Below are 14,091 nucleotides of genomic sequence, written 5' to 3' on the forward strand. Positions count from 1 at the left end.
GATAATAGGAGGAAATATATGGATAATAATTATTTGACAAAGTACATAAACATTTTCAAACATTACACCACACAAGAATTTACTGAGGAACAATTGGATGTTGCCATGGTGGATCTAGGTATAAATTCATTTATGGTTATTGAAATAATGATACTTATAGAAGAGGAATTTAATGTTGACTTTCCGGTTAGTCTTATCAAGCCTGATTTATTTTTTTCTCCTAAGACACTTTTTGAAGGATTAATGACGCTAATAAATGAGAGTAATGATAGATGAAAGCAGAAATAAGAAGAAGTGTTGAACCATTCAATGATATCTATACTCACGACTGTTTTATGAATTCACTTTTATGTGCGGCAAGACATTATAAGCTTAATTATCCTATGTTGACGTTGCATAGGATTTTTTTCTACGCATTAGAGGGTGAACAGCTTGAGGGGCGAAGTATAATAATGTTTCCTATAGATGAATTGGCTCTAGCGCTTGGCATGGAAGTATATAAGGAAAAAGACGATATACGAAACTGGAAAGAAGAGCATGATAGAGTGTTAAAACGTGGTAATATCATTGTTGCACTACTTGACGATTATTATAATCCCCTTAGATTAGATATTTACAATAAAGAACATTTACCACATTATACACTAATTTATAACATGGATAACAGGAATGAATTACTTTCGGTGGTTGAATCAAGATATCGTACAACTGTATCCTATAAAAATATGAAAATGCGATATGTAGATTATGAAAAATCCCACTTTCAAACGGAAACTCTACATAAATATATACTAAAAAAAAGTAAATGCAACTTAGAAATTCCTTACAAAGATATATACATACATATGAGTGTACAATTAGCAGAGCAATCTATAGCAAATCTACATAATTATATCTGCTATCTATCCCAAAATGAGGTTACGGAGAAAAAGGAATGGTTAAAAAATCTAAATGATATATGCAACCAAGTTAAGGTTGAAAGATACATATATGATAAGGTTTTTTGTAATAAGCATTTATCCTCCATTTCAGCAGACATATTTATGACCTGGTATTTAGTGAGGACATATGTTGTAAAACTCTCAATGATAAAACAATCTGATACCATAGGATTAAGAATAATAGCCAGTCTTAAAAAAATAGAAAAGTTGGAGAGAAAAAAATTAAGTATACTTTACGCATATACGATAGGTACATAAGTTTTGTAGAAGAGAAAAAGGAGTTTGTCAATGGAAAATAAGATAATTGATGATGTTGATGCTGTCATCATTGGCGCAGGAATCATGGGGTTAAGTACAGCTTATTATCTGTCAAAGCTAGGATTGAAAATTTGCATAATCGAACGTGAAAGCTATATTGGTGGCTATACAACAATGCGCTGTGCCGGCGGAATAAGGCAGCAATTTTCATCTAATATTAATACTTTACTATCTATGCTTAATAGAAAAATGATTAATGAATTAGAAAAGGAAAGCAAGTGCAGTATTTCATTTAATCCTTGTGGATATGCATTTGCTTTTACAAAGGAAGATTCTGTAAAGCAAGCAGAACAAGCTGTGAAGATGCAACGGGAAGTGGCAGTCAATGCAGAGATTCTTTCTTCCAAAGATACGGCATCTATGTTTGGCAATATATGTGTTGATGATGTTTTGCTGACTACTTATTGCCGTGATGATGGTTTGTTAAATGTGGCAATGTTGTTGGGGTTATTAAAAAGAGAGCTTCATAAACGGGATGTAAAGATTTTGTGTAATAAAACGGTCTGTAACATAGAAGCAAAAAACGGAAAAATTAGTAAGGTTATATTGGATGAAGGGGAAATAAATACTTCAATTGTCGTTAATGCGGCAGGTCCATGGGCTAAGCAAATTGGAGATATGATTGGTATAACTATTCCAATAGAACCGTCACTTCAGCAAATATGGGTAACTGAGCCGGTATCTTGGGTAAAGAAGGATATGCCAGTTATTATATTCGGGGATGAAGGTATAGGGTTTCATTGGGAATCAGGTGGTCTGTTGTCTGGCTATAATAGACCTTATCAAAAAATGAATACATCATTTCCCGAAGTTGATCTGGACTGGGAAATCCTACATTGTAAAAAGGCTGTAGAAAGAGTACCAGACCTTTATGATAAACATCTTATTTCTAGGTGGGCTGGTTTCTATGAAACAACAATTGATGATCTCCCCATAGTTGGTCCATATGGTCCTTCGGGAATGTATTGTATAGCTGGTTTTAACGGACACGGTGTTATGCAAGGATTAGCATGTGGCTATTTACTCAGTAATATGATAACAGGAAAGTTCATAGATGTTGATTTTTCAAGCCTGTCATTAAATAGATTTAATAATGCCGTAGCTGTTAAGACAAGATATAAAGTATAAAATGGAGGAGAAGAAATGAATAAAATTTATACACAATTAATTAAACAGCTTATTGACCAAAACAAAGTTGACAGAAAGCAGATATGGTCATTTGTTAATGAACATCAGGTAGACGTCAATGACCCTGTTCTACTAAAAAAGGAAATGGAAAATTGGTATATTGGGATGGGAATGAATGATATTACGGGGGAAGTACTTTCTCTTGACGACTGTCCATTTACAAGGGAAGAGATTGACGCAGCAAACAAGAACGGTGAAATGATTCTTTGTGTTCCCAAAAATGTAACAAAAAAGCAGTTGGGAAAATTATTTAGAATAGAAAGTTGGGCTCTTGATGATGTTTTGGCTGAAGAAAGCACCGAAAAGAATGATTTATGGTTTAAAACCAAGGCAAGTGCTTCTCCTGATTTTATTCGTGAATGCGGCGTTGATATAGCCAGACGATTCCGTGAGGGAAAAAAGGTATTGTTTAGTCTGGAAATATACTTAGTATTCATTGCCCGATATAGGTACATTTTCAATAAAATGCCTGATTCCCAGTATTGGATCTGGATAAGCAAGGGGAGATATGATCGATCTGGAATGCTAATTGCTGGATTTGATAGAAATAAAAAGTTTAATGTACATGGCTGGATGCCTCATTTTTCTGCTGGTTTTCTTGGGGCAAGGTACGGCGAATTGCCAGAAAATCTTAAGATATAGGGAGGATATTATGTTAAACAATAATTCAATTAGAGAAAAAATAGATACCATAATTAAAGACAATGTTGATAAACGTGAGCATATAAATTTAGAAGGTACTTTTGAAGATATCGGCGTTAGTTCACTGTGCTTTGTTAGAATTATGGTTGAGATTGAAATTCAGTTTGAAGTTGAAATAGATGATAAATACTATACAGCTGAGTTTAAGAATATAGGGGAGTTTATGGATAAAATAATAGATTATTTATCAGGTGGGGATTCTCATGGCAATTGATATACAACCATACCATAAAAAAGGGTATTTATGTATTGATGATATTATTGTAAGTGTAGCTGACTACTTTGAAAAAAGGCATATTTTTATGCATACTAAAGGTTTGAATTTTACTTATTCTCCAAAGATAGTAAAGGGAGAAGGGGTTTTGAAACGGATACGAACCAGCTGTAATTATCCTACAAATATTAAGGATTTTTTGACTGAATTAAATTACTTACAAGATTTTGTTGGATTACACATAGATTTTATATCAAGTTTACCCAAATTGGAGTTAATAAATTATATAGAAGATAGTATAGAAAAAAATCATCCTGTCGCTATAATTTCAAATACATATTATGTACCTTGGCATGATCAATACTATAAAAAGGTCAATAAGTTACATGCATTTTTAGTTATAGATATTGATATTAATCAAAAATATCTATTATGTATAGATGGATATTTATCTGATAAACCAGTTAAATTGCCTTTTGAAGATTTACTATTATATACAGACATATTGATATTTAAATCAATAAATTCCAAAAAAAATTTGAGTTTACCTAATATTCTATCTCAGATTACGAATGGCTTAACAGATAATCATAAATTGGATAATTGCGATTGTATACGGTTGTTTGCAGAAGATGTGACAAATATAACCTTTTTAGAAACAGAAAAACAACGTTATCGTGATTTGGACCATTCAGATTTTATGATTGGATTAAAATCAATTGAATTTGGTAGAAAGAACTTAGGGGATCTGTTTTATTATCTATCGGATATATTTATTGAGTACAGAGATATTATGTTATTAATACAATCAAAAATAGAGTCAATTACGGAACAATGGAGACTGGTCATTGTTTTTTTTGTTAAGGGATTTTATTCTGATCAAACCACTTATTATATGAAAAAGGCAGCTGAACAATTATTAGATATTGCAAATAATGAAGAGGATGTTACGAGATGTATACTATCTTTAGTACATAAAAGTAGTTATAAGATAGAAAAGTAGATGTAAGAAAGTAGAGGAAGTCTTATATGAGCAAAGAATATAAAAATTCTCCCCCAAATGCTATTTTGCGGGGGGTACAAAAGAATAGGGAAAGTGAACAAACGGTAATTGACTTGTTTGAAAATCAAGTGCTAGAAAAACCGGAGGGTATTGCGATTAAACATAATGAGAGAGAGTTGTCATATAAACAACTCTCTTTATCTATTAATAAAATTTCAAATTTTATTGAAGGCGTACCCAAAACTAGAAATCGTGTTGGGATTTTTGTTGAAAATTCCATTGAGGTAATTGCCTCTGTCATGGCAGTATTAAAAGCAAAATCAGCATATGTGCCATTAGATGTAAGGGGTGGTGCTTTTAGAAATATGAACATTTTATTAGATAGCAATCCAGATCTAATATTAATAAGTCAAAGATACTTAGATAATATAAATCTTGATCCTGAGTGGAAAGAGGTATCGGATTTACTTACACATAAATATAGATTTGTCGTGATTGATGATCTTCTTGCAGCTGAACAAGACTATATGAATACTTCTGTACGAAGGGTCAGTATGTCAGACTTAGCCTATATTATGTATACATCAGGATCAACGGGTAAACCTAAAGGGGTTGTGGTATCCCATTATAATTTGATAAATTTTTTATTATGGGCAAAAGATCAATACATATCGGATATAGAATACAATGAGCCTCTAATGTTTGCGTTATATGCCTCTTTAGCCTTTGATATGACTGCTATATCATTATTTGTACCCTTGATAACGGGTAATGGGATTGTCATATACGATTCATCAAACAGTGGATATGCACTTGGTAAAATTATTCATGAAAACCTTGTTGATATTCTCATACTTACGCCATCCCTCTTGTTAATTATGGAGGATTATAATTTTAAGGAAAGTAAATTAAAGGTATTGGTTGCAGGAGGAGAAATATTAAAGACGAGTTTGGCAAGAAAGATCAGTCACTTATTTTCAGATAAGATAACAATTTATAATTTATATGGTCCTACTGAGACAACTATTGGCTGTATGTCGTATAAGTATAATCCCGTTAGGGATTTGAAAAATGCGGTTCCCATTGGAGGTCCTATTGACAATACAGATATTTATATACTGAAAGAAGATATGACGCCTGCTACAGTAAATGAAATTGGTGAGATTTATATATCGGGTATTAATGTTACTGATGGGTATATCAATCAAAGTGAACTAACGAATAAAAGTTTTCTGATGGATTTATATAGTAATAATTCTCGTATGATGTATAAATCAAATGATCTGGCAATTTTGCAAGACGATGGAACGGTAATGTTTGCTGGTAGAAGTGATTATCAAATTAAGTTGAATGGATACAGAATAGAGCTTGAGGAGATTGAAACCTTCATTGTCAATTATGAAGGTATAAAAGATGCTGCAGTTGTTTTAATAAATGAGTCTGAATTGGATTATATATGCGCTTATATCGTATGTGAAAAAGATTGCAGTCCCGATACGATCAAAAAATATCTGAGCACAAAGCTGCCATTATATATGTTACCCAAAAAGTATGTCTTTTTGCCCACTCTTCCGTATACGGTAAACGGCAAGATAAACAGAAAAAAACTAAGCAGTACTAATGCAGATATTAATTAACAAGCAAAAAAATCAAGGAAGAAGGGAGGTGATTTTACCTAAAAAAACAACTTGTTTCGCAAGACGCGACGTAGCCTCTTTTGTTTTAATGAAAAAATGTGCCACGAGTACAGAGAAAGGATAAGATAAGAATATATGAAAATTAATAATGTAGTTCAAAGTATAAGCGAGAATGTAAAACTGTATAAAGATAAGGTAGCAATAGTAGATGATAGAATACAATTGACATATCACGATATTGATGTCATGAGTAATAAAGTTTGTAAATATTTAACGGATAAGTTAATCGGAAAAGAAAATATGGTTGCTGTCTATATGGATAGATCATATTTTGCTGTGATTTCAGTATTGGGCATATTAAAAGCAGGAGCTGCATTTTTGCCTATTGACATTAAGACGCCTGTTAAAAGAGCAAATTTTATGGCAGAAATTTCAGAAGCAAAATGTGTGATTAAAGATACTAGTTCAGCAATGGATGAACTTTCAATTTTAAGTGTTGATATTCATGATTTATTAAACGGTAATGATGTAGCTGATGATTATCCTATACAAAATGTAATAGATGATCATTTATTAGCATACGTCCTTTTTACATCAGGATCAACGGGTTTACCAAAAGGAGCCATGGTAGAACATGGTGGTATGAACAATCATTTATCAGAAAAAATACGTATACTTAATTTGTCAGATAAGAGTATAGTTGCAAATAATGCATCAATTAGTTTTGACGTTTCAGTTTGGCAAATGTTGGCGCCACTATGTGTAGGTGCAACTAGTAGTATATTTCCTGAAAGTGCACTTATAAATCTAAAAAGTTTCAGAAATATTTTATATGATAATCATATACAAGTATTAGAAGTTGTTCCTACTTATTTAAGTCTTCTTATTCATGAAATTAAAAATTACTCCAAGGAGTTTACCGACTTAAAGTACTTGGTTTCCACTGGTGAGACATTGACAAAAAATCTTGTTGATCAATGCTTTGATGCTTTGCCAGATGTTGTGCTTGTTAATGCATATGGTCCAACTGAAGCTTCAGATGATATTATGCACTTCGTAATGGATAAAAACACTAACTATGATAAGGTACCAATAGGTAAGCCGATCAACAATGCCAAAATGTCTATTGTTAAGCCAAATGGAAGTTTGTGTGTAATTAATGAACCTGGTGAGCTTATGGTTAGTGGTATTTGTGTAGGAAGAGGATATGTTGGTAACGAAAAAGAGACAGAATTATGTTTCCGTATTAATCCTGATACCCATGAGATAATGTATAGAACAGGCGATTTGGTTTCCCTTAATGACGATGGAAATTATTATTTTCATGGAAGGATGGATACACAGATTGCTTTTTATGGAAAAAGAGTTGAAGTGAAAGAGATTGAAAATACAATGCTAAAATATTCAGGCGTTGATGCAAGTGCTGTTGTTTTTGATTCTGAAAATAAGCAGATAAATGCATGTTATAAAAGTAAAAGTAATATTGATATTTCCGATTTAAAAGAATTCTTGAAAAAATCAATGCCATCACATATGATTCCAGTTCATATTATAAGGATAGATGAACTTCCAACAACAATTAGTGGGAAAACAGATTATAATGCTTTGAATGAGATGTTTAAATCATCAGAGGAGGAAGGTGTTTATGAAGGTTATAATCCAGATGAAATAAAATTTCTAAAGAAAATACTAAAAATAATCGGGCTTAGTCAATTGCCAGTTGATGATAGTTGGAAAAATGATTTGAGAATAATTGGCTATGATTCAATTAATGTAATCAAACTTATTATAGAAATTGAGGATGTCTATGGTGTAGAAATAGATGATGAAAAATTAATACCGGAAATAATATATAACTACAATGAATTGAAGAAAATTGTACTAAAATAAGCTCTAAATAGCTTAGAACTGTAGGGGGTATTCATTTGATTGAACAGATTGTAAAAGAAAATGATGTCATTATTTTGGGTAATTTTAATGATTATTCTCACAAAATTATTCAAAAAAAAATTTCGGATTTAAATTGTAAAATTATAGGTGGATGGAACTACAAGACACAGGATAAAAATAACATAAGAACAGATGATTTTCTATTAGCAGAATCTGTTAATGATATGAAAAGTATATTGACATATGAAAAACCGGATACGGCATTGATGTTTATAGAATCAGACATATTAGATGATATTAGTGACATGAAGAAGCTTGAGGCCACTGAACAAATTATAAAAGATATTTGTCACTTAGAGAAGATTGAGACGATTAGAAAGATAGTTTTTATTTCCTTTAATATAGATATTTTAACTGTAAAAAGGATATATAAGACACTTCATCAGTCTACCATAACACCATATTTTATTACTAGTTTTCATGCGGCTTATCTAGGGGCTAATCCTGAAGTAATTATGTGGAATCAATTAGAAATTGATCCGGACTTAGATGAAGAATTGAGAAATGAACACATTAACACTGGGAAATTTCTTGATGTGGGGACTGGTTCTGGCAGACAGGCAATTTGGTTACATAGAAAAGGTTTTGATGTAACTGGAATAGATATAGTACCCTATGCCTTTTCAAAAGTACAATTAACTGAGCCAAAGATACATTTTATGGAAGACAATATTCTACATACTAAATTAGAGGATACATATGATTATATATTTGATAGAGGATGTTATCACAGTATTGATCCATCTGAAAGAATGAATTACTTTGAACAAATTTATAAACTACTTAAAAAAAATGGTTTATTGTTTATGAAATGCCGAAGTAATGATATTTCTACAGATCCGTCAGGTTATCATAATGCAATGCCTCATTGTATATCAGACGATATGTATATACCTGAAAAATATTTTCGCATAAAGAAAGTAAAGCCAGCAGAGTACCTAAGTTCAACTAACGAGTCACTATTTAATGCATTATTCTTTGTCATTGAAAAAATTTAAAAAGTAAGATAGGAGGAAATAAAATTTATGAATAATAAAAAAGTAATAGAACCAAAGATTTACTATGAGTATAATCTAGCTAATTTATATGATTATCTACCAACTTTTGGTGTGTGGAAACGTAAAAATTTAGAACTCATCAATAAACCATTTATGGATGGAGCAAAATTAACAGATGGACGTGTTTTGGAATTTGCAACGGCAACTGGTATGTTGACAATACCTTTAGCACGTAAAGGTTATAAAGTTACTAGCTTAGATATTTCACCATATATGCATGATATTGTGCAAGACAAATTAAAAAGTGAAGAGAAATATGTATCAGATAACATTAACCTCATCAAACAAGATTGTACTCAGTATGTTTCAGATGAACCTTTTGATATGATTGCTATTCCTGATGGTATGTTTATTGCATTGGAAAACCAACAAATGCAAATGGAATGTTTAAAGAGTTGTAATAGAAATCTTAGAAAGGGGGGAAGACTATATTTCGATATTGCGAAACCTGTAAGTATAGCTATGTCCCATCCAGAGTGTTTGTACAAGCCAGACAGTTATGTCACCTACAAAAGATTTAGAGATAAAAATGAAATTCCATTTGTTATTACTTTAAGCACCACAATCGAGCCATGGGAACAACGTTGTCATCTAAAATATGAATTTAATGAGTATCAGGGAAGCGAAGTTTATCCAGACATAAATATAGATTATCGATATGTACATTATGGAGAACTTGTTTTAATGCTTGAGCAATCTGGATTTAATGTTATCAGTATTGATACAGATTTCTTTTATGGAAGATACTTTTTTGTTACCGCAGAGAAAAAATAGCTACTCTGATATGCCTACAATAAATGAGAGGATAGAATATTGAATAGTATTGAGGTGAGTACAGTGGAGATAGAAATAAAAGGTATTAAGGAGGTTCTTGCGGAAATCTTTCCAGACAAATTAGTAGAGATTGACGATGAAGATAGTTTTATAGAAAAACTTGGAATGGATTCAATTACATTTGTCAGTTATGTTATTGGCATAGAAAGTAAATTTGATATTGATGTGCCTGACGATTATAGTTTGCTTTCAAAATTTGATACTATAAAGAAAACTTATGATGTACTACAAAAAGAAAGAAGGTAATGATATGCAAAAGGATAGAACAATGCAGATCAGGTTGTCTATGATGCCCTTCTGGAGTCCGCTCACGCCTCCATTGGGTATAGCATGTCTGAAATCCTATCTTGAACAATATGGATATAAGGTTCATACAAAGGATTACAATGCACTATCGCCGTTATTTGAGTATGGCAGTCGTTATATTTCATTAATAAAATCATTTACTCCTTCAGATAAGATGGGTAATATTGCAATGGTTGGATATGATGTATTGACCTCACACTTGATTGCTTATAATAATAGAGATAATATGGATGATTATCATGAAGTTATTAGGCAGCTGATTCTTAATAATTTTTTTTATAAGGCATGTGATGACGCAGTTAAGAGCTTATGTGAGTTGGTTGAACAATTTTACACAATATTTGCCCAATATCTCATGAAAGATCTAGAGGAAAATGAATTTGATGTTTACGGGATATCCTGTTATAGCTTAACACTTGGACCTAGTATTTTTGCTTTCAAGTTAGTTAAAAAATATTTTCCTAACATTAAAACAGTAATGGGTGGTGGAATTTTTGCGGATCAGTTTAGTCCGGGTTCTGAGGAATTTGAAAATTTTGCTGATAAGACACCATATATTGATCATTTTTTAATCGGCGAAGGAGAAATTATTTTCTTGAACTTACTTCGTTCTAATTTCCAAGATGCACCTAGAGTAATGGTAAATGATAGTTCTGTTGAGAAGGTATGTTTGGATAATGTTCCTTTACCGGATTTTTCGGACTTTGATATGAATGCGTACCCTCAATTAGTTGCATACTCTTCAAGAAGCTGTCCATTTCAATGTGCATTTTGTAGCGAAACGGTTCAATGGGGTAAGTATCGTCGTAAAAAAGAGGAGAAAGTTGTTTCCGAGCTGCGTAGCATTAGCAAGAAGTACGGAAAAAATATTATTGTGCTTGCTGATTCCTTGTTAAATCCCAATATTGACTTACTTGCGGATGCTTTACTTCAGATACCGCTATATGAACGTTTTTATTGGGATACATATCTTCGAGTATGTGATATGAACGATAATATGGATAAGGTCAATAAATGGCGAAAAGCAGGTCTTTACCGGGTAAGGCTGGGGATAGAGAGCGGTTCACAAAATGTACTGAATCTGATGGATAAGCGGATAACTGTAGAAAAAATAAAATCTAATATTAAAAACTTAGCGGTAGCGGGAGTTAAAATTTCTACATTTTGGGTAATCGGATTTCCAGGAGAAACGGACGATGATTTTAAGCAAACTTTGGAGCTTATCAAAGAGTTAAAAGATGATCTTTATGAGGTTGATCCTCATCCATTTTATTTTTACCCAAAAGGACAAGTTGATTCAGAGAGCTGGGAAGAGAAATATGGTTACCAAAGTATTTATCCAGAAGAATACAATGATATATTGATGTGTTCTTATTATAAATTAAACAGGGAGCCGTATCGTGAAGATATATACAAACGTTTACAATTATTTAAAGAATGCTGCGATGAATATAATATACCTAACCCGTATTCTTTAATGGATATATATCATGCAGACAAAAGATGGAAAAAGCTCCATCCTGCATCTGTACCAATTATGCATGAGCTTATCCATAAGGGTACGGATGTTGTGGATGTGTATAGAGACAATATTACTGTAAATCAAAATAATGAATAAAAATGAAGGTACACAATATTTTTCATATCTTATTTGTGCCTTTAGAAAAACGAAAGGGAATGATAAATATGAAATCAGGTAGATTACTATGAAAGATAAAGTTAATGATAATACAGTTTATTTTCAACCCAAAATTGATCTAGATGTTTCTAACGGTTTTAACATGGTATCATTTGATTCTGACATTTCGATTTACATACATATACCTTTTTGCGAAAAAAAATGTTATTTCTGTTCAATAAAAACCTGTCAATCCTACACACCAGAATTAATTGACAGGTACGTAGACTCTCTTGTAAGTGAAATAGAAAACCACATGGATTTACTGCAGAAAATGAATGTCAAATGTATTCATTTTGGTGGTGGTACTCCTTCTATAATCAGTAAACATCATTTGAAAAAAATATTATGTGTATTAAAAAAATGTGTACCTAATTTAAAAGAAAAAGAGATTGTATTTGAAGCTAGTCCCATGTCAATAAAGATGGAATTGGTGGAACTGATTACCGAATATTCAAAATTATCCTTAAACATAGGTATACAAACATTTGATAGCAAAATACTACAAGATATAAATCGAAACACAAATATTGAACAGATAAAATTATTTTTTAAAGACATCAAAAAGTTGAATTTACATACAGTAGGCATTGATCTCATCTGTAATTTGCCACTATCAGATCAAAAAACAACAATCAAGGATATTAATATGGCACTGGAATTGGGTGTCAATTATTTTGCCTTATATTCGCTTCGTATGGAAGCGAAAACCGTGTTATACAATAATTACAATACTATTCACGGTAAAATGCCATCTTTAGCAAATCAGATGAAAGCTTTTGAAGGTGCTACAAACCTATTGATATCTAAAGGATTTGAACGGTACTCTCTCTACCATTTTAATGGGACAGGGCATATCAACCATCTTTATAGCAGACTGCAAATAGACGGTGGCGAATGGATTGGTTTTGGTGCGGGTGCCAATAGTTATTTTCAGAAACAGATTTTTGCCAATACATCCAATATAAATGAATATATTCAAAATCAAAAAGCAGGTATAAGCTGTGTAGAGGCTAATAAAACACTAAATATGACGGATATGATTGCACGTGAGATAGTCTATTCTTTAAGAAGTGGGAAAATAAGTAAAAGTTATTATATTAATCGCTATGGTCAACATATATATAATTCTTTCTACGTAATATTTCATTTTCTTAAGAAAAATGGGTATATTCAGGAAAATGAGCAGGAAATTTTATTGACAACACACGGAAATTTTAATTTGTCAGTAATTGAGAAAATGATTTTTGATCAGATGAAGACTAATTGTGTGTGAATAAACCAAATATATTTACTTTTTAAAAAAGGGTGTGATATAATGGATAGAAATAGTGGAATTTATTCACATATGGACTGTTTTTTAATGACGATGGAATTAGTATACACTTCAATGAATATGGACTTTTCAACTATGTTTGTAAACGCTTGGCGTTTTGATTATAATCCTATCAATAAAGATTTGGCGGTTTACTCTTTTAACGAATATATGAAAAAGATAAATTCTAAGTATTTAGAAGTAAGTCGCAAGAAAATAGCTAAAGAAGATGTGAATTTACAAACATTAAAGGAGTATATTGATACATACAAAACTGTGGTAATGACCATAGATTGTATTGATTGTCCTTGGCATAGAGGATACTTACAGGCTTCAATATGGCATGCCTGTGCACTTACAGGTTATAGTGACGAGGGAATTTGGTGTACGGATCCTTTTATAAAAGGGTATGAACAGTTTTTAATACCTGAGTCTGTATTTGAGTATGGTGAGTTTTATTATTATGCAGAAACCAAGATTGTGAAGAACATAGATATAGATAATCTGCTCGGGAATATAGCATCTAATGAGGTTGTTATCCATGAAGGAATTAAAATGATTGACATTTTTAAAAATGATATCTGTATGACTGAAACAGCTATGGAATTATATGACATCCCTCAAGATATATATTTATGTACGATAACCAATGGTTTAAAAGCTATTGCTGATTACAGATTCCAACTAGCTTATTTATTGGAGGACTTATATAAAAAACAGGCGTGTGAAGATGAAAGGATTAACCAAATATACATGATGTTATACGATGTCAGCGATGTATGGCTGAAAGTTCAGCATATGGTGGTAAGACTTTTTTATGAACCAAGGCGTCTGGAAAAAACAAAAGTAAAAATTCAAACATATATTTCCGATATTATTGAAATTGAAAAAAAGATACTTTCAGAAATTAAAGATTATGTGATAGAAAATTAAAATAAGAAAATCAA

Annotated in this window: 14 protein-coding genes; all 14 read left to right on the forward strand. The window is 31.7% G+C overall.

Annotated elements, in window-relative coordinates; all coding sequences use genetic code 11:
• The first annotated feature begins 18 nt into the window (after positions 1-18).
• The gene (locus ACX6CF_RS03010; RefSeq protein ID WP_458783815.1) at positions 19-276 is read left to right on the forward strand and encodes a phosphopantetheine-binding protein; all 258 of its coding nucleotides are present in this window, start codon (positions 19-21) and stop codon (positions 274-276) included.
• Positions 273-1,199 (forward strand): hypothetical protein, encoded by a 927-nt coding sequence (locus ACX6CF_RS03015; protein ID WP_458783816.1) that lies wholly within the window; start codon positions 273-275, stop codon positions 1,197-1,199. Before ACX6CF_RS03010 ends, ACX6CF_RS03015 begins: the two co-directional genes overlap by 4 nt.
• Positions 1,200-1,229: 30 nt before the next feature.
• Positions 1,230-2,387 (forward strand): NAD(P)/FAD-dependent oxidoreductase, encoded by a 1,158-nt coding sequence (locus ACX6CF_RS03020; protein WP_458783817.1) that lies wholly within the window; start codon positions 1,230-1,232, stop codon positions 2,385-2,387.
• Positions 2,388-2,402: 15 nt separating this feature from the next.
• Positions 2,403-3,089 (forward strand): hypothetical protein, encoded by a 687-nt coding sequence (locus tag ACX6CF_RS03025; protein ID WP_458783818.1) that lies wholly within the window; start codon positions 2,403-2,405, stop codon positions 3,087-3,089.
• 10 nt (positions 3,090-3,099) lie between these two features.
• Positions 3,100-3,363, forward strand: a complete 264-nt coding sequence (locus ACX6CF_RS03030) for a phosphopantetheine-binding protein (protein ID WP_458783819.1) — start codon at positions 3,100-3,102, stop codon at positions 3,361-3,363.
• Complete coding sequence (locus ACX6CF_RS03035) at positions 3,353-4,366, forward strand: hypothetical protein (protein WP_458783820.1); 1,014 nt, start codon at positions 3,353-3,355, stop codon at positions 4,364-4,366. Before ACX6CF_RS03030 ends, ACX6CF_RS03035 begins: the two co-directional genes overlap by 11 nt.
• Positions 4,367-4,392: 26 nt before the next feature.
• A complete protein-coding gene (locus tag ACX6CF_RS03040; protein ID WP_458783821.1) occupies positions 4,393-6,003 on the forward strand; it encodes an amino acid adenylation domain-containing protein in 1,611 nt (536 codons plus the stop codon).
• 135 nt (positions 6,004-6,138) lie between these two features.
• Positions 6,139-7,893, forward strand: a complete 1,755-nt coding sequence (locus ACX6CF_RS03045; RefSeq protein ID WP_458783822.1) for a non-ribosomal peptide synthetase — start codon at positions 6,139-6,141, stop codon at positions 7,891-7,893.
• 35 nt (positions 7,894-7,928) lie between these two features.
• Positions 7,929-8,951: a class I SAM-dependent methyltransferase gene (locus tag ACX6CF_RS03050; RefSeq protein ID WP_458783823.1), complete on the forward strand. Its 1,023-nt coding sequence runs from the start codon at positions 7,929-7,931 to the stop codon at positions 8,949-8,951.
• Positions 8,952-8,978: 27 nt separating this feature from the next.
• The gene (locus ACX6CF_RS03055) at positions 8,979-9,785 is read left to right on the forward strand and encodes a class I SAM-dependent methyltransferase (RefSeq protein WP_458783824.1); all 807 of its coding nucleotides are present in this window, start codon (positions 8,979-8,981) and stop codon (positions 9,783-9,785) included.
• Positions 9,786-9,824: 39 nt separating this feature from the next.
• The gene (locus ACX6CF_RS03060) at positions 9,825-10,091 is read left to right on the forward strand and encodes an acyl carrier protein (protein WP_458783825.1); all 267 of its coding nucleotides are present in this window, start codon (positions 9,825-9,827) and stop codon (positions 10,089-10,091) included.
• Between the two features lie 4 nt (positions 10,092-10,095).
• The gene (locus ACX6CF_RS03065; RefSeq protein WP_458783826.1) at positions 10,096-11,769 is read left to right on the forward strand and encodes a B12-binding domain-containing radical SAM protein; all 1,674 of its coding nucleotides are present in this window, start codon (positions 10,096-10,098) and stop codon (positions 11,767-11,769) included.
• Positions 11,770-11,857: 88 nt separating this feature from the next.
• Complete coding sequence (locus tag ACX6CF_RS03070) at positions 11,858-13,105, forward strand: coproporphyrinogen-III oxidase family protein (RefSeq protein ID WP_458783827.1); 1,248 nt, start codon at positions 11,858-11,860, stop codon at positions 13,103-13,105.
• Between the two features lie 42 nt (positions 13,106-13,147).
• A complete protein-coding gene (locus ACX6CF_RS03075; protein ID WP_458783828.1) occupies positions 13,148-14,077 on the forward strand; it encodes a C39 family peptidase in 930 nt (309 codons plus the stop codon).
• Positions 14,078-14,091 lie beyond the last annotated feature (14 nt).

It is taken from the genome of Vallitalea sediminicola (genome assembly GCF_054408565.1).

Bases quoted from the DNA above. Each gene is read 5' to 3' on its own strand.
- ACX6CF_RS03020 (WP_458783817.1), top strand. From the start codon at position 1,230: ATGGAAAATAAGATAATTGATGATGTTGATGCTGTCATCATTGGCGCA.
- ACX6CF_RS03035 (WP_458783820.1), top strand. From the start codon at position 3,353: ATGGCAATTGATATACAACCATACCATAAAAAAGGGTATTTATGTATT.
- ACX6CF_RS03075 (WP_458783828.1), top strand. From the start codon at position 13,148: ATGGATAGAAATAGTGGAATTTATTCACATATGGACTGTTTTTTAATG.
- ACX6CF_RS03010 (WP_458783815.1), top strand. From the start codon at position 19: ATGGATAATAATTATTTGACAAAGTACATAAACATTTTCAAACATTAC.
- ACX6CF_RS03030 (WP_458783819.1), top strand. From the start codon at position 3,100: ATGTTAAACAATAATTCAATTAGAGAAAAAATAGATACCATAATTAAA.
- ACX6CF_RS03025 (WP_458783818.1), top strand. From the start codon at position 2,403: ATGAATAAAATTTATACACAATTAATTAAACAGCTTATTGACCAAAAC.
- ACX6CF_RS03055 (WP_458783824.1), top strand. From the start codon at position 8,979: ATGAATAATAAAAAAGTAATAGAACCAAAGATTTACTATGAGTATAAT.
- ACX6CF_RS03040 (WP_458783821.1), top strand. From the start codon at position 4,393: ATGAGCAAAGAATATAAAAATTCTCCCCCAAATGCTATTTTGCGGGGG.
- ACX6CF_RS03015 (WP_458783816.1), top strand. From the start codon at position 273: ATGAAAGCAGAAATAAGAAGAAGTGTTGAACCATTCAATGATATCTAT.
- ACX6CF_RS03065 (WP_458783826.1), top strand. From the start codon at position 10,096: ATGCAAAAGGATAGAACAATGCAGATCAGGTTGTCTATGATGCCCTTC.
- ACX6CF_RS03045 (WP_458783822.1), top strand. From the start codon at position 6,139: ATGAAAATTAATAATGTAGTTCAAAGTATAAGCGAGAATGTAAAACTG.
- ACX6CF_RS03070 (WP_458783827.1), top strand. From the start codon at position 11,858: ATGAAAGATAAAGTTAATGATAATACAGTTTATTTTCAACCCAAAATT.